Origin of the sequence: Arthrobacter sp. (assembly GCF_031179985.1) — a bacterium.
Lineage (GTDB): Bacteria > Actinomycetota > Actinomycetes > Actinomycetales > Micrococcaceae > Arthrobacter.
The window spans coordinates 1-19,880 of record NZ_JAPSHJ010000045.1 but is presented as its reverse complement, the minus strand read 5'-3'; the positions used below and the strand labels follow the sequence as shown (position 1 = coordinate 19,880).

Genomic DNA, 19,880 nt, shown 5'->3' with positions numbered 1-19,880 from the left:
GCCAACCCTCATCACCAGGGTCCACCCTCTGGAGCAGTAGCATTAGGGCATGATTGCCGATTCCGGCCCAGCCTCCGAATTGGAAACGGCCTCGGCGATATTCGCTGATGCCCGTCCTCGGTTATTCGGGATCGCCTACCGAATGCTCGGGAGTGTCAGCGAGGCGGAGGACATCCTGCAGGAGGTGTGGATCCGATGGCAGACGTGTGATCGGAGCACGGTCCGGAACGCGCCGGCGTTCCTTGCGACCACCGCCACCCGTCTCGCCATCAACGTCGGGCAGTCGGCACGCGTCCGTCGCGAAACATATGTAGGTCCGTGGCTGCCGGAGCCGGTAGATACAACCGCAGACCCTGAACTTGGCGCCATAAATGGTGAAGCGCTCGAGTTCGCAGTGTTGCTGATACTGGAAAAGCTGTCGCCGACTGAACGGGCTGCGTACGTATTACGGCAAGCATTCGACTACCCGTACGACCAGATCGCGGAGATCATCCAACAGACACAAGCGAATGCGCGCCAATTGGTCAGCCGGGCGCGCAAACGCCTTGCTGAGGAGAAACGCGTGGCGGTGAGCGGGAGCGAGCAACAGCGCCTGCTGGAAGCATTCCTGGCCGCGGCGCGAACCGGGAACCTGGCTGCACTGGAAGAACTCTTCGCCGCGGACGTCATCAGCTACTCCGACGGCGGCGGGAAGGTTCGCGCTTCCAAGTTCCCTGTTGTCGGAAAGGAACGGGTCGCGAAGTACTACAGGGCGTTCGCGTCGCGCTTCTGGATCGGTGTCGATATTGAGCCCTTCATGGCCAACGGCCAGCCCTCCGCACGGCTGACACGGGACGGGGCAGTGTTCGCGGTTGTGACGATCACGGTCTCCGCTGAGGGTATTGATCAGCTGTTATGGACAATGAACCCGGACAAGCTCTCCGGCGTTACGAGGGCTGTCGGCTGACCTGTGGGCTGAACTGCGTTACCCGACTTGGCGTTGAACCAGATTAATTTTCCCGAGGCTGTCACAGGTTGCGTTCGTACCCGGTCATAGCTGGTGGACGGAATGTCAGCGCATTCCTATACGCCACTTATCGAAAGGGAAGATCATGAAGATTGTAGTTATTGGCGGCACTGGCCTGATCGGCAAGCAGGTTGTGGAGCTCCTCAGCAATCAGGGCCATGAGGTGAACGCGGCGTCCCCGTCTACCGGGGTGGATTCGGTGACCGGCCAGGGGTTGGATGGGGCAATGGTGGGGGCGGATGTCGTTGTGGACCTGACGAACACCGCCGATTTCGATGAGAAGGTAGTCGTCCCCTTCTTCTCCGCCTCATCCCACAATCTTCTTGCTGCCGAGAAAAAGGCCGGTGTGGGACACCATGTGGCTCTGTCAGTCGTTGGAACCGACCGTATCGGGGCTGTCGGCTACTTTGCCGGAAAAACTGCCCAGGAGAACGCTATTAGAGAAGGCGGAGTGCCGTACACCATTCTGCGGGCTACTCAGTTCTTCGAATTCCTCTCGGTGATGGCTGACGCTGGCACACGTGACGGGTCGGTCTATGTGACAAGCCACCTGATGCAGCCAATGGCTGCACAAGACGTTGCTCGCATCGTGGCCGAGACTGCGGTCTCGCCCGCAATTGACAGCGTCCTTGAAATGGCGGGCACTGAGCGCGCAGGAATCAACGAATTCGTGTCCCGAGTTCTCGCAGCCCACAATGATCCCCGCGAGGTAGTCATTGATACCGATGCCGGCTACTTCGGCATGCCAATCGAAGAGACAAGCATCGTTCCTCTAGGAGAAACCCGCGTAGGGGACATCTCTCTCAAGGAGTGGCTGAACCAGCCGTGATAGCACTGCCTGTATTCACGCCTCCGCGGCGTGATGCTACGGCTGGGGGTGTCCTTCACGGAAGGCGTCGAAGGGCACCCCGCTTGTGATGTGCAGGACCATAAGGTCGTCGGCGTCAATCGCAGCGGATGGCGCAAGGACCTCCCTGACCAGGCGACGTCGGCCGAGACCTCCACCACTAAAAGGCTCAAGGCGGGTCAGCCGGACAGGGTCCTGGTCCATGCTGAACCTGTCCAAAAAGCCCGGGCTGATTTCCTCCGGCCACGGATGATCCCCGGCCTGCCGTTGCAGGTATCCTGCGAGCTCCAGGGCAGTCTTCTGTTGCGGCGGGGGGGGGAAGGTTTAACGAAAGCTCTCCGCCAGAGCGTGGGCCGGCGGAAACCATAGCCACCGGATTACTACTGGTTCGTCGGCAGACACACGACAAGTCACATGCATTGTGATAGCGCGCTCGTCGTCGCTTGGAAACCGGACGGCATTCCGGGCTAGACTCGCACGCCGGAGACATATGCCGCCGCCAGGTTCGGAAACGGCCCGGTGGTGCACTTTCAACAGAAACTATCCTCAACAGAAATGTGACTTGTGAAACTCTCTGCACGCCCTCTTGCCGCCGCCCTGTTCACCGTCCTCGCACTGTCCGCCTGTTCGGCACCGCAAGCCAGCAGCACCGGCAACGCGCCGGCGTCGGAGGCTGCAGCTCCTTCCGCGACACCCAGCTCCACCAAGTCCTCCGGCCCTTTCGGGGGCTTCGCCAGCGCTGCTGAAGCCTGTACCACCATCTCGCAGCAGGCCACGGGAGCATCCCTGTTGCCGATGTCGGCAGCCCAAGGCAAGACGCAGGAACTCGAACAGCTCAAGGCCGAACTGGCGGAAACCGCAGAGAAGGCCCCGGACAGCGTTAAGGCCGATTTCGCCCACCTCAATGAGGTGGCCGTCGCAGGCCTCAGTGACCAGACTGTCTTTTCCAGCGGGAAGTTCAATGAGGCTATGGGGCCGGTGACAGCGTGGTTGGCCACGAACTGTAAATAGGCACGACGTGTAACTGCCGGCGGGCTCCCGACCAGGGACACCGGCCGGGGTCCGCGCGGTTGTCGTGGCCAGGGGATAGGGTTGTTCCAAGAAGAGGGGAGTGCTCGATGGAATACCAGAACCCACAACCCGGCCAGGGGGTCCGCGCGGACGCCGCCGCTGCAGTGCCAGGCGGTGGACGTACCGTTATTTCCGAGACCGCTGTCGCAAAAGTTGCCGGTATCGCCGCCCGCGCAGTACCCGGAGTCTATTCCCTGGGGACCGGACCCTCCCGGGCTTTAGGCGCCATACGCGACGCCGTCGGCAATTCAGACCACGCCGCAGGAGTCCATGCCGAAGTCGGTGAGACCCAGGTCGCCGTGGACCTTAACCTGGTGGCGGTCTACGGCACCCCCCTTCATTCCCTTGCCAATCAAGTGCGTTCCGCCGTCTATTCGGCGGTGGAAGAGCTTGTGGGGCTGCAGGTCATCGAAGTCAACGTCGAGATCAATGACATTTACGTTCCGGGACCGGTGAAACCCGGAACCAACCCGGAGCCGCGTCCAGTACTCAATACTCCGGCAGCACCCGGAAGCCGTCCGGAAAGAGAGGCAATCCCATGAGCCTGACAGTTGCGGGAATTGCAATGGGCGCCTTCGTCGCCTTCATGTCTTTCCAGTTTGGAGTCTGGGGCTTCCTGGGTTCCCTCCTTTTTATGGGGATCGGTGCCCTGCTGGGCCGCGCAGCGGAAGGGAAACTGGATCTGCGCAGCGTCATGGACGCCATTACGGGCCGGCGCTCTTCATCATGAGCAGTACGGCCCCGATGACACAGCAGGGCCGGGTACTGGCGGGACACAACAGGATCAGCACCCAAGCCCTCACCAGTTTGGCCCGCGCAGCGGCCGCTGACGCCCTGGGCGTGGAGGCCAATGATGTCCGCGCTGACTGGTCCGACGACGACGGCCTGCTTGCGCTGTCGCTGGTTTCTCCCATCAGGATCCCGCCGTTGGGTTCTGTGCTGCGGAATCCGGAACGCGTGGCGATCTTTGGCGGTTCCATCCGGGACAGGGCTGCCGCCGCAAAATCTGTCATCCTGGACACGGTCATGGAACTCAGCGGGGCCCAGCTGAGCCGGGTGGACATAAGGATCAGCGGCACAGCCGTGTCCGAACGGGGGCGGGTACTGTGAGCCATGCCTACGGAAACAATCCCGGCGAGGCACAAACTCCCGTTACGGGACAAGGCGCCGAAGTCATCGCGAGACCTGAAGGCGACTGGCAGGACGGCGGCGGGACAGATGACTCCCGTGGTTCGCTGATGCCATGGATCCTCCAGCGCGAAACACAGTCGTCAAGGGCCGGTGTCGCCGTCATCGCCGGTGTGCTGGTGATCATTCTTTGCGCTTATGCCCTCTTGGAGGCTGCTGTGCGCGCCATCGGGCAGCCTCCCTGGCTTATCGATCCGCAGACCGCCGCGCAGCGCATAGTCGCCCTCCCCGAAGGTATCCCGCCGCTTCTGCTGGGAGTAACCGGAGGAGTCGTGTTCATGGCTGGACTGTTTTTCTTCCTCAGCGCGGTGCTCCCGGGACGCAAAGCCCGGCACATCCTCCAGGATCCCCGCGCAGGCGTGCTGGTGGACGATGAAATCATTGCTGCTGCGCTGGCCAGACGCGCCAGGCTCGCCGCCAACGTCACTCCGGAACAGGTGATGGTGATTGTGTCCAGGTATCAGGCAGTGGTCAATGTCCGTCCCACGTCCGGCGTGCCTGTCCGGCATGACGATGTTTTTGCGGCTGTCCAGGATGAACTCACCCGCATGGCACCCTCGCCCATGCCGGACGTTCGGGTGAACCTGGCGACGTCCGGGGTGGTGGGAGCATGAACAGCACGCCCCGCCTTCTTAATCGCATCCTGATCGGCATTCTGGGACTGATTCTGCTGGTAGTCGGCGCCCTCCTGGTTCTGCTGGCAACCATCCCTGCTGTCGCCCCGTGGTGGCAGTTCTGGTCTGCAGCATTGTGGTCCGGTACCCAGCAGTTATTTGACCAGACCAGGTTCCCGGGCCGTCAGGAGAGCTGGGTGTGGATCCTGCTGGTGCTTCTGTTGGTGCTGCTGATCGGCGCCATGGTGGCGTGGATTGCTCAACAGGGTAAGGGCCGGGCGGATCTCATCCTGTTTGAGGAGGATCCCGGCATCGTGCCGGGCGATGTCCGGATCGGCGGCGGCGTAGCGGAGCAGGCGCTCAAGGCAGCCCTTGCCGACCGTCCGGATCTTGCTGGCGTATCTGTAGCGACGTACGAGATCCGTGGGGAACCTGCGTTGAGAATCAGGTTGCAACCGCGCCTGGGGGTTGCTCCAGACGCCCTGGCCTCAGAAATTTCTGCACTTGTGGAAGCGCTGGACCTCGTTGTTGGCAGACGTACGCCGGTGTTGCTTCACCTCGCGGCCGGCACACGAGCCCGTTTCAGCCGGGCGGAACGCGTCCGTTAAGCCCGCGCTCTGTTGCGGTTCTGAGATCAGGTCTCCTTTCGATTAAGGTTTATGTAAACGCTTGCATTTGTCATCTCAGCCTTACTAGGGTGATTGAGGTCACATAGTCTGCACCGCGATTTTCTCTTGTCACTCAGCGAGGAGTCTCCAGTAATGAAAAGCCCAAAGTTCCTAATTCCGGCCGCAGCGGTCGGTGTCCTGGCACTAACCGTTACGGCATGTAGTCCCGAAACTGGTGGCGGAGGGGGTGGCGAGGCTGCCGACTGCTCCGCCTACTCCGATTACGGCAAGCACGAAGGCAAGACCGTTTCGGTCTACTCAACCATTGTTGACATTGAAGCCACGAACCTTGAGACAGCCTGGGCGGACTTCGAGGAATGCACCGGCATCACAGTCAAATACGAAGGCAGCAAGGAATTCGAAACGCAGATCGGTGTGCGCGCCCAGGCAGGAAACCCGCCGGACGTTGCCATCTTCCCGCAGCCCGGCCTGTTGGCCGCTCAGGCGAGCAACCTGAAGCCGGCACCTAAGGCCGTCTCAGACCTCGTGGATGAAAACTGGTCAGCTGACTGGAAGAAGTACGGAACGGTCAACGGAACGTTCTATGCGGCCCCGATGCTTGCCAACGTCAAGGGCTTTGTCTGGTACGCGCCCAAGACCTTCGAGGAAAAGGGCTGGGAAGTTCCCAAGACCTTTGACGAAATGATGACCCTGACGAAGACGATGGCGGATGACGGCGCCATGAAGCCGTGGTGTGCAGGCTTCGAGTCCGGTGAAGCCACGGGTTGGCCGGGTACTGACTGGATCGAGGACGTCGTCCTCCGTGAGGCAGGCCCTGAGGTCTACGACCAGTGGGTCGCCCACCAGATCCCCTTCAACGATCCCCGGATTGTTTCGGCCATGGACAAGACCGGCGAGATCCTGCTCAACCCGGACTACGTCAACGGTGGCTTCGGCGATGTCCGCTCCATCCTGACAACCGGTTTCGCCCAGGCAGGCCAGCCTGTCCTTGACGGCCAGTGCGCCATGCACCACCAGGCCAACTTCCAGGCCGCAAACTGGCCCGAAGGCACCGTTGTGGCTCCCGATGGTGATGTTTGGGCCTTCATGACACCTCCGATCGATGAGAGCAAGGGCAAGGCCATCACCGGCGGCGGCGAGATGGTGGGCGCCTACAAGGACACCCCCGAGGTCCAGGCATTCCTGCAGTACATGGCAAGTGCGGACTTCGCGAACAACAGGGTCAAGCTCGGTGGTGTAGTCAGCGCCAACAAGGGCCTGGACCCTGCTAACGCCCAGTCGGAGCTGGACAAGCTTTCCGTTGAGCTGCTTCAGGATCCCCAGACCGTATTCCGCTTCGACGGTTCTGACCTGATGCCCGCAGCCGTAGGCTCCAACTCCTTCTGGAAGGGAATCGTGGCATGGATCAACGGCACCCCGTCCAAGCAGGTCGCCGACAGTATTGAAGGCAGCTGGCCCAAGAGCTAAGGCCTGCAGTGCTGCGTTCCCCTCCGCTGGCACGCGTGGGGGAACGCAGCACTTTTGTCTTCAATCAACTCATCCACCCACACCCCGGAGGTTGGCCATGGAATTCGTCGGAGGGAAACTTCTCCAAGTAGGGATCGCGATCGCGGCTTTCGCAGCCGTCATCGGGCTCATCATGCTGCTTGTGGACAGGGCACCAAAATCAACAAGAGATAAAGTTACAGTCATCGGTTTTCTAGCGCCGGCGGCCATCCTGATGATCGTCGGGCTGGTCTACCCCGCGGTGCAAACGTCGTACCTTGCCTTTACAGACGCGAAGGGAACGCCGAACGGAGTGGACAACTTCGTCTGGATGTTTACCCAGCCTGAGGCGGTCATCACGCTGCGGAACACCGTGATCTGGACCGTACTCGTCCCCCTACTATCAACAGTCTTCGGCCTTGCCTATGCGGTCTTCATCGACAAAGCGCGGGGCGAGAGGATCCTGAAGGCCCTGGTATTCATGCCCATGGCCATCTCATTCGTGGGCGCAGGCGTTATCTGGAAGCTGGTCTATGACTTCCGCGGCCCCGGCATCGAACAAACGGGCGTGCTCAACGCACTGCGTGTGGCAGTTGGGATGGAGCCCAAACAGTTCCTCCTCGATGCTCCGGAAAACACCATCTTCCTGATCATCGTCATGGTTTGGATCCAGACAGGTTTTGCCATGGTGATCCTGTCCGCCGCTATTAAGGGTGTCCCCGTGGAACTTGTTGAGGCGGCAAGGCTTGACGGAGCCAACCCGTGGCAGCAGTTCCGTAACGTCACCATCCCCGGGATCCGTGGATCTTTGGTTGTGGTGCTGACCACCATCACCATTGCCACCCTCAAGGTGTTCGATATTGTCCGCACCATGACGGCCGGTAACTTCGAGACCTCTGTGGTGGCCAATGAAATGTACACCCAGGCTTTCCGCGCCGACGAACCCGGCCGTGGTGCCGCCTTGGCCCTTGTACTTTTCCTTCTGGTCCTACCCATCGTCGTTTACAACGCACGCGTCCTTCGTCAGCAAAGGGAGATCCGATGACCGCCACGCCAGCACGGGACGAGGCAGATAAGGCCTTGGTTGGTCTTCCTCTTGGCGAGAAGGGCCTCCACGCCGCCGATGAGCCCATCATGCGCCGTGTGAAAACCAAGCTCACCTCGCCTTTTGCCACCGCTGCCGCCCTCATCATTGCCGCAATCTGGACTGTGCCCACTTTTGGCCTTTTCGTTCAATCGTTCCGTCCGGCCGCAAAACAGGTGGGCCCCCGCTCCGACGGCTGGTGGAATGCCTTTTTTGACGGGCAGTTCACTTTCAAGAACTATGTCGATGCGACCGCCGCTGCAGGGTCGCAGTCACCCAATCTGTCTCAGTACTTGATCAACTCAACCGCCATCGTCATCCCGGTCACGTTGTTCGTCCTTGTGCTGGCATCGATGGCGGCTTACATCTTCGCCTGGGGTAATTTCAGGGGGCGCCACGCGATGTTTATCTTCGTTTTCGCCTTGCAGATTGTCCCCCTGCAAATGGCGCTGATTCCTCTGCTGCAGCTCTTTACCCAAGTCCTGCAACTGCCAGCCGGGTCCTATACCCAGCTATGGATTGCCCACACGATCTTTGGTTTGCCGTTGGGCATCTTCCTGTTGCACAACTTCATTTCCGAGATTCCCGGGGAAGTGATTGAGGCAGCAAGGGTCGATGGGGCAGGGCACACCACAATCTTCTGGCGAATCATCCTGCCACTGTCTGTTCCGGCTCTGGCTTCCCTGGCGATTTTCCAGTTCCTGTGGGTTTGGAATGACTTGCTGGTGGCTTTGGTCTTCTCCGGCGGAACTCCGGACGTTGCTCCTATTACCCAGCGGCTTGCGGAAATTTCCGGCACACGCGGCGCGAGGGACTACCTGAACCCCGCTGCAGCCTTCGTGTCCATCATTATTCCGTTGGGGGTCTTCTTCGCCCTCCAGCGCTACTTTGTTAGAGGTCTGCTTGCCGGAGGCCTCAAGGGCTGATCCTCTGTATGACCCGCCTCCGGCTATGCCGCCTGTACTGTGCCGTCTGTAACGTACGGACCTCAGGCGGCCCAGCCGGAGCGCGGGCACTAGACTCATTTGTTGCGGACAGGGAGCACAGCAGCGACTTCCGCGGCATAGCCGAATAAGGGGAGATCGTGGCACGGACATCTGAGAGGGCTCAACGGGGCGGCCATTCCGGTGTCAGCATTGAGGACGTGGCAGCCGCTGCGGGAGTGTCCACGGCCACTGTGTCACGGGCGGTCCGGGGACTGCCCAGGGTATCGCCGGCCACACGGGAGAAGATCCTGCGCGTTGCCGCCGAGCTCGGTTATGTTGCATCCTCCTCAGCCTCCGGGCTGGCCACTGGCCGTACCAAGACCATTGGAGTGCTCGCGCCGTTTGTGAGCCGCTGGTTCTTCTCCAAAGCCATTGAGGGAGCTGACCGGGAGCTCCATGCCCGGCAGTACAACCTGTCGCTGTTCAATCTGGGCGGTCATGGCAGCAACCGCGAGCGTCTTTTCAGCAGGACCATGGTTTACAAGCAAATTGATGCCTTGCTGGTCCTGTGTATGGCGCTGACCCACGAAGAACTCAACCACCTGCAAAAAATCGATATCCCCCTGGTGGTGGTGGGAGGCCATGTGGAGGAATGCGCCTATATCGGCATTGACGATTACGCCGCGGCCTCAACAGCTGTTCGGCACCTCATCAGCCTGGGCCACAAGGACATCGCCCTGCTCCATGGCGACGATGAGACAGACCTGAATTTCGACGTCCCCCGGGTCCGCATCAAGGCCTTCCAGGACGTGATGACCGCATCAGGGCTTGACCTGCGTCCGGAGTGGGATGAGGTGGGGGACTTTACCGTCAGGAGCGGGCAGCAGGCGTTTATCAAGCTGTGGGGGAATTCCGGTCCCAAGCCGACAGCCATCTTCTGCGCCTCGGATGAAATGGCTATGGGCGTTATTTTCGAAGCCAACCGCCGGGGCGTACGCGTCCCCGAGGATCTGTCCGTGATCGGCATCGACGATCACGATTTCTCTGTCACTCTGGGCCTGACCACAGTTGGCCAACGCCCGGACGTGCAGGCAGAGCTGGCAACCAAGATGCTGCTCGATGAGCTGGATGGCCGCCCCGGATCCGTCCGCTCCATGGTTGCGCCGCACCAGCTTATTGTTCGTTCGACGACGGCGCCACCGCCGGCTCACGGGGCACCCGGACAGCGGGAGCCCCGCCCGGTCACTGCCTAAGACGCGCGCGCCAGCTGCCGGATCGGAATCCAGCGCGAAGCCAGCCGGCGGTAGGCTGCGGCAGCTCCCGTCATGTCACCTTCGGCGAGGCACTCGATGCCAAGCCGGACGTCCATGGGGGAGTCGTCCGGGTAGACCTTGTCCGCCACTGCTCCATAATCGAGTTCCACCCAGGAATCGCTGTGGAAGAGTTCCAGCCATTCAGTCAGCTGGGCAAGATCATCGAGCATGTCCAGGTCCGGGGCCGCCAAGGCAAGGTTGGCCACCGCGTAGCGGACTCGCTCCAACGCGTCACCGATGTTGGTCCTCACCCGGACGGTGAGGATACGGCCGCCTGATTCCACCACATCCTTGTGGTCGGATTCCTGGAACAGCGAGAACCAGCTGAATGGGATTCCCCAGGTGGAGGCACGGGTGTGCACCTTGCCCACGCCTTCCTTTGCCTTCACCAGGTCTATCCGTTCCTGATGGCGGTCCCTTTGCTCTTCCGCGATCAGCAGTTCAGCCAGCGGTCCGTGGATACCTTCCATCAGTGCATTGGCTGCCAGGCCTGCCCGGAGAACCAGTTGGCTGGGGCAGTACAACAGCGTGACGGAGGGCTTCACCTCGGGGGTATCGCCGTCGGGCTTCCCGGTCAGGGGCATCACCCGGACAAGATCGGTGCGTCCGGTGGGGAACGGATCTCCGCCCGGTCTGGTGATGCGTCCCAGTGAGGCGAGGAGTTCGGCGTTTTCGACAGCTGCCCGCGATTTGGCGCGGGCAGCTGATGCCCTGATGGCGGCTCGCTGCTCTTCGGGAAAAGCAGTCAGAGGCTCGTAGATGCGCAGGGTTGAGGAGAAAGGCAGCCCGGCCTGCCCCCGGTAAAGGTTGCCGGTCATTGCAGCCACCTCCCGATCATCCCCTGCGTTGCGTTCATCAGTCAGTCAACTCAACAATAACCGGCGCATGGTCTGAAGCGCCCTTGCCCTTGCGTTCTTCCCTGTCGATCGAGGCGCCGGTGACCCTTGCAGCCAATGCAGGGGAGGCCAGGACGAAGTCAATCCGCATGCCTTCCTTCTTGGGGAAGCGGAGCTGGGTGTAGTCCCAGTAGGTGTAGACGCCGGGTCCAGGGGTGTGGGGCCTGACAACGTCCGTGTATCCGGCAGCCTCGAAGGCGTGGAAGGCAGCACGTTCGGGCGGGCTCACGTGGGTGTAACCCTGTGACAGGAAAAGATCGATGTCCCAGACGTCTTCATCCTGCGGCGCGATGTTCCAGTCGCCCATGAGGGCAATCTGGGACTCAGGGTTTTCAGTGACCCAACTCTCGGCGTGGTTCTTGAGGGTGCTCAGCCAGTTGAGCTTGTAGGGCATGTGTTCGTCGTCGAGGGACCGTCCGTTGGGAACATACAGGCTCCAGATCCTGACGCCGCCGCAGGTGGCGCCGATAGCACGCGCCTCCGCCACTGGATCCTTGCCGGCTTTGCCGAATACCGGCTGGTCCAGAAAGGTGCGTTGGACGTCGTCGAGCCCCACGCGGGAAGCGATAGCGACGCCGTTCCACTGATTGAGGCCGAAATGGGCTACTTCGTAGCCGTCCCGCTCAAAAAGCTCCCAGGGGAAGTTGTCATCGGAGCACTTGGTTTCCTGGATCGCCAGGACATCGCAGTCACTGCGGCGAAGCCACGCCTCAACACGGTCGGCTCGGGCACGGAGGGAGTTCACATTCCAGGTAGCAATCTTCACATTCCCTAACTTACCGAACTTGGCCACCATGATCCCCTCGGCCGGTTCCACAGGCCGTTGCGCGGCGAACAACGCAGGTAGGCAGCGGCCTGCCACGGCTCTGGAATTTAGTAGGAAGTCCGAGTATATTCGGCAGCAGATGGCATGGGTCACACTTGCACCGGGCTCAATGTTCCAGTGGCAGGGACCCCGGCTTCTATTGCCGGACCGGCATTCCAGGACCCACATGCAAGGGAGCATCGATCATGGTTCGCGAGCTAGGCCATTACATTGACGGACATCGGGTGGAAGGTACGTCAGGACGCTGGGGGGAGGTCTATGATCCCTGCACGGGTGAAGTGCAGGCCAGGCTTGCGCTGGCGGCGGGGGAAGAAGTCCAGCGGGCAATAGCGGGCGCGGAAAAGGCCCAGCCTGAGTGGGCCGCGATGAACCCGCAGCGACGCGGACGGATACTGCTCAGGTTCGTGGAACTCGTCAACCGGAACATGGACGAACTGGCCGAATTGCTGGCCTCTGAACATGGCAAGACCCTCCCTGATGCCAGAGGCGACATCCAGCGGGGGATAGAGGTGGTGGAGTTTGCCGCCGGCGCCCCGCATCTGCTGAAGGGCGAATTTTCCGACGACGCCGGTGCCGGCATCGATGTCCACTCCCTCCGGCAGCCGTTGGGGGTGGTCGCAGGCATCACCCCCTTTAACTTCCCTGCCATGATCCCGCTGTGGAAGTCCGCCCCTGCCCTCGCCGCCGGGAACGCCTTTATCCTCAAACCCTCCGAGCGTGATCCGTCGGTTCCGCTGCGGCTGGCAGAACTGTACAGCGAAGCGGGGGTTCCTGATGGCGTCTTCAATGTGGTCAACGGGGACAAGGAAGCGGTGGATTTGCTTCTGGAGGATCCGCGGGTGAAAGCGATCGGTTTTGTTGGCTCAACGCCTATTGCCCAGTACATCTACGCCACGGCCGCGGCGCACGGCAAGCGGGCACAGTGCTTCGGCGGGGCCAAGAACCACATGGTCATCCTGCCGGACGCGGATCTGGAGATGGCCGCCGATGCTTTGATCGGGGCCGGGTATGGCTCCGCCGGCGAGCGGTGCATGGCCGTTTCCGTCGCGGTGCCTGTTGGGCGGGAGACGGCGGATGCCCTGGTGGCCAAGCTCGAAGAACGGGTCAAGGCCCTGAGGGTGGGCCACAGCCTGGACAAGGAATCAGATTTCGGCCCTGTTGTTGCTGCTTCTGCCAAAGAGCGGATCGAGGGCTACATCCAGTCCGGCGTCGATCAGGGCGCCACCCTTCTTGCCGACGGACGAGGGCTCACAGTCGAAGGGTATGAGAACGGCTTCTGGGTCGGCCCGACCCTCTTCGACAATGTCACCAAGGACATGAGTATTTACCGGGACGAGATCTTCGGCCCGGTGCTCAGCGTGGTCCGCGCCGGGGACTACGAGGAGGCTCTGCGGCTCTGCAGCGAGCACGAATTCGGCAACGGCGTGGCAATCTTCACGAGGGACGGAGATGCAGCCCGGGACTTCGCGAGCCGTGTACAGGTGGGGATGGTGGGAATCAACGTTCCCATCCCCGTTCCGATCGCCTACTACACCTTCGGCGGCTGGAAAGCCTCCGGGTTCGGTGACCTCAACCAGCACGGCGCGGACGCGTTCCGTTTCTACACCAAGACCAAGACCGTGACCACGCGCTGGCCCTCGGGTATCCGGCAGGGCGCAAGCTTCATCATGCCGGAAGGAAGCTGATGGCAGGGAGCGAGCCGGCACGCAGCGAGCCGGCAGACAGCGACCCGAACGAGGTGCTCTTTGAACACCGGGGGCACCTTGGCATCGTCACTCTGAACCGTCCCAAGGCCGTCAATGCGCTCACGGCAGGCATGGTTCACGCCATCCTTGAACAGCTTGCTGACTGGGCAGAGGACCGCGGCGTTTCCACTGTGTTGGTCCAGGGTTCAGGGAGCCGGGGGCTCTGCGCCGGCGGGGACATTGTGGCCATTTACCGGGACATGCTCGCGGGAGGATCAGGCACGGCTGACTTCTGGGAAGCGGAGTACCGGCTGAACGCCATGATTGCCCGGTACCCCAAGCCGTATGTGGCGTTTATGGACGGACTGGTGCTGGGTGGCGGAGTAGGCATCTCGGCCCACGGCTCCGTGCGGATAGTCACGGAGCGCACCCGCACGGGAATGCCGGAGACCACCATCGGTTTTGTGCCCGACGTCGGCGGTACTTTGCTGCTCTCGCGCTCGCCGGGTGAAACGGGCACCCATGCCGCCCTGACCGGTGCCCACCTGGACGGCGCCGATGCCGTCTTCCTCGGGCTGGCCGACCACTTTCTCTCATCGGAAAACCTGCCGGCGCTGGCAGCTGCGCTCGAGAGGGAAACAGCGGAAGACGCCGTCGGCCGTTTTGCGGAACGGGCCCCGGACTCTGTGCTGGCCGGTCATCGGACCTGGATTGACGAATGCTACGCGGGCAACGATGTGGAGGGCATCCTCCGCCGGCTGCGGGCTTTCGGCGGGGAGGCAGCGAAGGCTGCCGAGACCATAGAGTCGAAATCGCCCACCGCCGTGAAGGTTGCGCTGGAGTCGCTGCGGAGGGCGCGGGGGATGACTCTGGAGCAGGCGCTGACGCAGGAATTCACAGTGGGCCTGCACTTCCTGGCTGGTCCTGACTTTCGGGAAGGGATCCGGGCCCAGGTGGTGGACAAGGACAGGAACCCGCACTGGCTGCCGGCCACGCTGGCAGACGTGCGGCACGCCGACGTCGAGAGGTATTTTGAGCCGCACGCTAATCGCGAGCTGAATCTTTCAGTAAAGGAGACGGACAATGCCTGAGGTATCACCCAATGGAGCCGGAACCATTGCTTTCCTGGGGCTCGGGCATATGGGCGCTCCGATGGCCCTGAACCTCGTCAACGCCGGTTACCGCGTTGTGGGCTACGATGTGATGCCCACGGCCCTGGAAGCCGCCCGGAGCCACGGAATTCCGACGGCGGACACGGCTGCTTCCGCCGTCGAAGGTGCCTCTGTGGTGTTGACCATGCTCCCCAGCGGCAAGCATCTCCTGGATGCCTACAGGGGGAGGGACTCCGCCACCGGCAGCGACTTTTCCGCTGGGAGTGACTTCTCCTCCGGAGGAGGCTGGGAACCCGGACTGCTGGCCGTGGCAGCACCAGACACAATGTTCCTGGACTGCTCCACCATCAATGTGGATGAGGCCCGGGAGGCGGCAGCGTTAGCTGTGGACGCCGGGCACCGCTCGGTGGACGCGCCGGTGTCCGGGGGTGTTGTGGGGGCTGAGGCCGGCACCCTGACGTTTATGGTTGGCGCTCTTCCTGAGGATTTCGAGGCGGTCCGGCCGCTGCTGGAAGTGATGGGCAAGCGGGTGGTCCATTGCGGCGATCATGGGGCCGGTCAGGCAGCTAAGATCTGCAACAACCTGATCCTCGGGGTTTCCATGATCGCCGTGAGTGAGGCCTTTGTCCTGGGGGAGAAGCTTGGTCTCACTCATCAGGCTCTCTTCGACGTAGCCTCGGCGGCGTCGGGGCAATGCTGGGCACTGACCACCAATTGCCCTGTTCCGGGCCCTGTACCCACCAGTCCCGCCAACCGCGATTATCAGCCAGGTTTCGCCGGCGCACTGATGGCCAAAGACCTACGGCTGGCACTGAACGCGCTGGAAAGCACCGGGGTCGCGGCCCGGGTGGGTCCCCTCGCTTCCGAAATTTACGATACGTTTGCGGCGGAAGGCGGTGCCGGAAAGGACTTCTCGGCGATCATCACGGCCATCCGGGACAAATCCGGTCAGGCACAAGAGCCTGAACGGGCGGTAGGACAGGACCAGGATCAGCGGCAGGCAAGGGGCCACGCATGACGGAACAGTACTCAAACATCCTGGTCGAGCGCCGTGGACGGGTAGGACTCGTGACGCTGAACCGGCCCCAAGCCTTGAACGCCCTCGATAGAACCACCATGGACGAACTCGTTTCAGCCGTGGGCGCCATGGACACCGATCCTGAGGTGGGCGCCGTAGTCCTTACGGGTTCAGCCAAAGCCTTCGCGGCAGGAGCCGACATCAAGGAGATGGCGGCGAAAGGCTACATGGACATGTACTCCGCGGACTGGTTCCGCGGCTGGGAGGACTTCACCAGGCTCCGCATCCCGGTGGTGGCGGCCGTTTCCGGCTTTGCTTTGGGCGGCGGCTGCGAGTTGGCCTTGATGTGCGACTTCATCATCGCCGGCGACAACGCGAAGTTCGGCCAGCCCGAAATCAATCTCGGCGTCCTTCCCGGAATGGGCGGCTCACAGCGGCTTACCCGGGCTGTGGGCAAGGCCAAAGCCATGGACATGATCCTCACCGGGCGGTTTATGGACGCCCGGGAGGCTGAACGCTCCGGGCTGGTTTCACGGGTGGTTCCGGCAGAAGACGTCGTTGAAGAAGCACTGCGGGCTGCAGAAGTCATTGCCTCCAAGTCGAAGCCGGTGGCCATGATCGCCAAGGAAGCAGTCAACGCAGCCTTTGAAACAGGGTTGGCCCAAGGTGTTCTTTTTGAGCGCAGGATCTTCCATTCCCTCTTCGCCACCGAGGACCAGAAAGAAGGCATGGCGGCGTTCAGCGAAAAGCGCACGCCGGAGTTTAAGCACAGGTAGGTCACCATGAGTCATCAATCCAAGGCACCGGCTGCGGATCGGACCCTCGGCCAGGGTAAGGCGGACAGGACCTCTATGAGCCTGGTCCCTGCCTCGCTGCTGTCCTTGTCAGGTTTTGTCCTCTTCGTTCTGGAGGACCGAGCCGTTGGATACGTCGTTTTGGGAGTCGCCCTTGCGCTCGCGGCGATCATCAACCGGTCGCTTTTTACAGACCTCGCGCTGATTTCCGTTGGTCTGATTGCGATGAGTGCCGTTCCCATCACCACGGACATCAGCACTGAGCACATGCTGGTCATGGGAACGGCCATGATCCTGGCTGTCGGAATCCCGTACTCCGTCTCGCGGTTTGTCATCAAGGATTATGCGATCAGATTCCCCATCCGTACCGGCCAGCCATGGACGCGGGCGGAGAAATGGTACTTGCCTGCCGTCGTCGTGATTGGTTACGCCTTGATCCCGGTGTACATGATCCGGACCGGTGTCTACAACAACTGGCCTGCCGTCAGTGACCCTGAGGGTATTGCCCGCCTGTTCGTCGGAACAAACGGCTTGGGAATCTGGGACGAACTCTTCTTTATCTGCACCGCGTTCACCCTTCTGCGGCGGCATCTTCCGGACTGGCAGGCAAACCTGCTCCAAGCGGTCCTCTTCACCTCCTTCCTGTGGGAGCTGGGATTCCACGCCTACGCCCCGTTTTTCATCTTTCCGTTTGCGCTGCTCCAGGCGCGCCTCTTCACGATTACCAAATCGCTGCTGTACATCGTGTGCGTCCACCTGCTGTTCGACTTTGTCCTTTTCCTGGTGCTGGTTCACGCCCACAACCCAGAGTGGATCGACATCTTCCTCTACTGAGGCTGGGCTTTGCCAGCCGATAACAGCGGGCGCTACACGGCGACGCGTTGCCGGTACGGAAACCGCGACGCTCAACAGGACCGGCCCCGACAGGCACGGAAGGTTTTCTGCCGCGTCCTCCCTGACAGCCACCCCGTGACTAATCGCGTTTGCACACTTGAGAACCCATTTTCTGACCTATGGATGGACTAATGATGAGGTATTGATGTGCGCGCGATCGTCTCTCATCAGGTGCCTCAAGCGCCCATGTCAGAACAAACCTCAGTCGTTTATATAGAGCGGCTTATTTCCGGTACTACTAAGCTGGCTTGCATTGTTAACAGCTTCATTAATGCTAATTGACAGAATTGTATTTGCCTCTAATATGTAATTCGGGGGGAAGCAAATTTGCAGAGCCATCGGCTGTTCAATGACGTGACCCAAAGAATCATTGGGGTGGCATCGGTGCCCTGATCCAATCGTCAGGTGGTACGCAGTTGAACTATTTACGTCAGAATCCACATCTTGGGAAAGGCTCCGGCGCTGGTCGCCGGGTTGTCAGTCCTCCAGGTTCCTTGAAGCCGGCGGCCCGCAGTATTGTGCGGAAGACGTTGTCCGCTACAGCAGCGCTCTCTCTGCTGGGAACACTGCTCCTTGGAACACTTCCTCTGGTGACCACTGCCCAGGCTGCACCCGGCACACCCGGCACCCCGAGCGCCCCCTCGCTGCTCTACGCAGAGGACTTCCAGAATGCGCCGCTGACGGGTGCGACGAACATCGCCGCGTACACCAGCACCACCGGCGCCACATACACCGCGGATCCGGTCTACCAGGACGCCTCGCGGTGCAACGGTGTGATCTTCGGTCATCAGGCCACCGATGCTGCTTTTGCGGCGGCGCAGTTCTGTACGTCCTCCTGGTGGCCGGCGGCCAGAACGATTCCGGCCGCAATGGGGCAGTACTCCGGTGTGGCTGATCCCGACACCAACCTTGCGGTGGCTGAGCAGACTATCGGCGGATTCAACGATTATACCGGCGTGATGCTGGAGGGCTCCGGTATCAACGTCGGCGGGACCGGTCGGTTCGTCACCTTCTCGCTCGACGTCGGGAACCTCTGCTCCACTGGTGTGCAGGCGTTGGACCGGTTCTACCTGATGGACGGCACTACCCCCATTGCTTTGAACGCCACCGATTACAACATCTGTGCCGATCCCAACCGTCAGACGTTCACTGTCGACGGGCGCGTAGTCAGTGTGGGTACTTTTACCGGGAACCAGGCAGCACTGGTCACCAGCCCGACGGTCGGCTTCCGGGTTACCAATCAGCAGCCCAGCGGCAGCGGCAATGACCAGGCTTTCGACAACTTCAAGATTCTCGATGTCACCCCGCAGTTGGATAAGTCCTTCAGCCCGGCATCCGTCCCCGTTGGCGGTACGTCGGCGTTGACTCTCACGGTGACCAATACTGATGAGCTTGCTGCCAAGAATGGCTGGTCCTTCACCGATGCCCTTCCGGCAGGGTTGACCATCGCCGATGGCACTGCAGCCACCACCTGCCCCGCAGGCGTTGTGACAGCTCCTGCCGGCGCGACGTCGGTGGCCGTGACCGGTAACCTTGATGCCGGTATGGCTTCCTGCACGGTCACCGTCAACGTGACCGCCGCCGCGCCGGGATCCTTCACCAACGGCCCCTCAAACGTCACCGGCGTGGGAATCAACCCTCCCGGAGAATCCACGGTCGAATTCGTTGAGCAGCCCTGGGCCTGCGACGCGTCCGGCTACCTGTTCCAGAGCCCGGACTATCCCGCAGGACCTCATCTGGTCCAGCAGGTTGACTTGGTTTCCGGCGCCTATTCCACGGCGTTTGAGCTGCCTTCACATGTCAACGCGGCGGGCTACAACACTCTGGATAACTTCTTCTACGGGACCACTGCCGCAGGCCACCTGGTTAAAGTTGGGGCGAACGGTTCCCTGACCGACCTTGGCATCCCAGCCGGGACGACCGGAACGCTGTCTATCGTTGGCGACTTCGATAACGCAGGGCACTACTGGGTCACCCAAAACGGGGTCAACAACACTGTTTACGAAATAGACCTCGCACCGGGATCAGCCACGTACGGCACCGTCGTGAATACCGTCACCAGGACAAATCCGGCCGGTGTCGGCGTCAGCCCTGACTGGGGCTACATCGACGGCGCCTTCTACAGCGTCGGCACTGATGCGACGGGCAACGTCGTCGTCCGGTTTGATCCGGCCACCGGCGCTTCAACGGTCGTGGCGCCCATGAACGGCCCGGACGGTACCCAGTTCACCGGTCTGTCCGCCGGCGCTGTGTACGTTGATGCCGGAGGTTATCTCTACGCCTCAAACAACGCCACCGGCAACATCTACCGGATTGATCCCACCACCGGTGCGACGATCCTGTTGTCTGCGGGTCCGGCAGCGGCCGGCAATGATGGTGCGCGCTGTGCTCTGGCGCCGATTCCGACCCTCACGGTGTCCAAGACCGTCGAGGGCCGTCAGGCTCCTGCGGACCAGTTCACCGTTGGCCTGGAAAACGCCGGCGGCACTGTC

General features: G+C 61.5%; 20 protein-coding genes and 1 pseudogene. 18 read left to right on the top strand and 3 right to left on the bottom strand.

Translation table 11 applies throughout. The annotated features are described in order from the left end of the window. Positions 1-49 precede the first annotated feature (49 nt). Together RIN13_RS16580 and RIN13_RS16575 are read left to right on the top strand one after the other, a co-directional pair. Complete coding sequence (locus RIN13_RS16580) at positions 50-946, top strand: RNA polymerase sigma-70 factor (protein WP_309108425.1); 897 nt, start codon at positions 50-52, stop codon at positions 944-946. Between the two features lie 145 nt (positions 947-1,091). Then, entirely contained in the window at positions 1,092-1,835 is a 744-nt protein-coding gene (locus RIN13_RS16575) for an SDR family oxidoreductase (RefSeq protein ID WP_309108424.1), read from the top strand. Positions 1,836-1,871: 36 nt separating this feature from the next. On the opposite strand, the gene RIN13_RS16570 is transcribed toward RIN13_RS16575, so the two are convergent. Then, positions 1,872-2,057 carry a hypothetical protein gene (locus tag RIN13_RS16570; protein ID WP_309108423.1) on the bottom strand — a complete coding sequence of 62 codons (186 nt, stop codon included), beginning with the start codon at positions 2,055-2,057 and terminating at the stop codon, positions 1,872-1,874. A gap of 360 nt (positions 2,058-2,417) precedes the next feature. On the opposite strand from RIN13_RS16570, the gene RIN13_RS16565 reads away from it, so the two are divergent. From RIN13_RS16565 to RIN13_RS16520, 10 genes are all read left to right on the top strand, one after another. Then, entirely contained in the window at positions 2,418-2,864 is a 447-nt protein-coding gene (locus RIN13_RS16565) for a hypothetical protein (protein WP_309108422.1), read from the top strand. Between the two features lie 107 nt (positions 2,865-2,971). Then, positions 2,972-3,466: an Asp23/Gls24 family envelope stress response protein gene (locus RIN13_RS16560; RefSeq protein ID WP_309108421.1), complete on the top strand. Its 495-nt coding sequence runs from the start codon at positions 2,972-2,974 to the stop codon at positions 3,464-3,466. Beyond that, positions 3,463-3,654, top strand: a complete 192-nt coding sequence (locus RIN13_RS16555; protein ID WP_309108420.1) for a hypothetical protein — start codon at positions 3,463-3,465, stop codon at positions 3,652-3,654. The genes RIN13_RS16560 and RIN13_RS16555 overlap by 4 nt, the downstream gene beginning before the upstream one ends. After that, positions 3,651-4,034: a hypothetical protein gene (locus tag RIN13_RS16550; RefSeq protein ID WP_309108419.1), complete on the top strand. Its 384-nt coding sequence runs from the start codon at positions 3,651-3,653 to the stop codon at positions 4,032-4,034. The genes RIN13_RS16555 and RIN13_RS16550 overlap by 4 nt, the downstream gene beginning before the upstream one ends. 128 nt (positions 4,035-4,162) lie before the next feature. After that, on the top strand, positions 4,163-4,726 hold the full coding sequence (locus tag RIN13_RS16545) for a hypothetical protein (protein ID WP_309108433.1): 564 nt from the start codon (positions 4,163-4,165) through the stop codon (positions 4,724-4,726). Beyond that, complete coding sequence (locus RIN13_RS16540; protein WP_309108418.1) at positions 4,723-5,334, top strand: hypothetical protein; 612 nt, start codon at positions 4,723-4,725, stop codon at positions 5,332-5,334. Before RIN13_RS16545 ends, RIN13_RS16540 begins: the two co-directional genes overlap by 4 nt. A gap of 153 nt (positions 5,335-5,487) precedes the next feature. After that, the gene (locus RIN13_RS16535; RefSeq protein ID WP_309108417.1) at positions 5,488-6,822 is read left to right on the top strand and encodes an extracellular solute-binding protein; all 1,335 of its coding nucleotides are present in this window, start codon (positions 5,488-5,490) and stop codon (positions 6,820-6,822) included. Between the two features lie 97 nt (positions 6,823-6,919). Further along, positions 6,920-7,885: a sugar ABC transporter permease gene (locus RIN13_RS16530; RefSeq protein WP_309108416.1), complete on the top strand. Its 966-nt coding sequence runs from the start codon at positions 6,920-6,922 to the stop codon at positions 7,883-7,885. Beyond that, positions 7,882-8,850, top strand: a complete 969-nt coding sequence (locus RIN13_RS16525; protein ID WP_309108415.1) for a carbohydrate ABC transporter permease — start codon at positions 7,882-7,884, stop codon at positions 8,848-8,850. The genes RIN13_RS16530 and RIN13_RS16525 overlap by 4 nt, the downstream gene beginning before the upstream one ends. A 158-nt stretch (positions 8,851-9,008) precedes the next feature. After that, positions 9,009-10,103 carry a LacI family DNA-binding transcriptional regulator gene (locus RIN13_RS16520; RefSeq protein ID WP_309108414.1) on the top strand — a complete coding sequence of 365 codons (1,095 nt, stop codon included), beginning with the start codon at positions 9,009-9,011 and terminating at the stop codon, positions 10,101-10,103. Here the strand turns inward: RIN13_RS16520 and RIN13_RS16515 are convergent. Continuing rightward, on the bottom strand, positions 10,100-10,981 hold the full coding sequence (locus RIN13_RS16515) for a hypothetical protein (protein WP_309108413.1): 882 nt from the start codon (positions 10,979-10,981) through the stop codon (positions 10,100-10,102). The two genes, RIN13_RS16520 and RIN13_RS16515, sit on opposite strands and share 4 nt — an antisense overlap. A gap of 37 nt (positions 10,982-11,018) precedes the next feature. Further along, positions 11,019-11,825: an exodeoxyribonuclease III gene (locus RIN13_RS16510; RefSeq protein WP_309108412.1), complete on the bottom strand. Its 807-nt coding sequence runs from the start codon at positions 11,823-11,825 to the stop codon at positions 11,019-11,021. Positions 11,826-12,070: 245 nt separating this feature from the next. Between RIN13_RS16510 and RIN13_RS16505 the strand changes: the two genes are divergently transcribed. From RIN13_RS16505 to RIN13_RS16480, 6 genes and pseudogenes are all read left to right on the top strand, one after another. Beyond that, positions 12,071-13,570, top strand: coding sequence for a CoA-acylating methylmalonate-semialdehyde dehydrogenase (locus RIN13_RS16505; protein WP_309108411.1), 1,500 nt, complete (start codon positions 12,071-12,073; stop codon positions 13,568-13,570). After that, positions 13,570-14,661 (top strand): enoyl-CoA hydratase/isomerase family protein, encoded by a 1,092-nt coding sequence (locus tag RIN13_RS16500; RefSeq protein ID WP_309108410.1) that lies wholly within the window; start codon positions 13,570-13,572, stop codon positions 14,659-14,661. The genes RIN13_RS16505 and RIN13_RS16500 overlap by 1 nt, the downstream gene beginning before the upstream one ends. Next, entirely contained in the window at positions 14,654-15,700 is a 1,047-nt protein-coding gene (gene mmsB, locus RIN13_RS16495; RefSeq protein ID WP_309108409.1) for a 3-hydroxyisobutyrate dehydrogenase, read from the top strand. The genes RIN13_RS16500 and mmsB overlap by 8 nt, the downstream gene beginning before the upstream one ends. Then, the gene (locus RIN13_RS16490; protein WP_309108408.1) at positions 15,697-16,476 is read left to right on the top strand and encodes an enoyl-CoA hydratase; all 780 of its coding nucleotides are present in this window, start codon (positions 15,697-15,699) and stop codon (positions 16,474-16,476) included. Before mmsB ends, RIN13_RS16490 begins: the two co-directional genes overlap by 4 nt. Positions 16,477-16,551: 75 nt before the next feature. Then, the gene (locus RIN13_RS16485; RefSeq protein WP_375164783.1) at positions 16,552-17,328 is read left to right on the top strand and encodes a type II CAAX prenyl endopeptidase Rce1 family protein; all 777 of its coding nucleotides are present in this window, start codon (positions 16,552-16,554) and stop codon (positions 17,326-17,328) included. A 650-nt stretch (positions 17,329-17,978) separates the two neighbouring features. Then, a pseudogene (locus RIN13_RS16480) lies at positions 17,979-19,880 on the top strand (hypothetical protein); the annotation flags it as partial.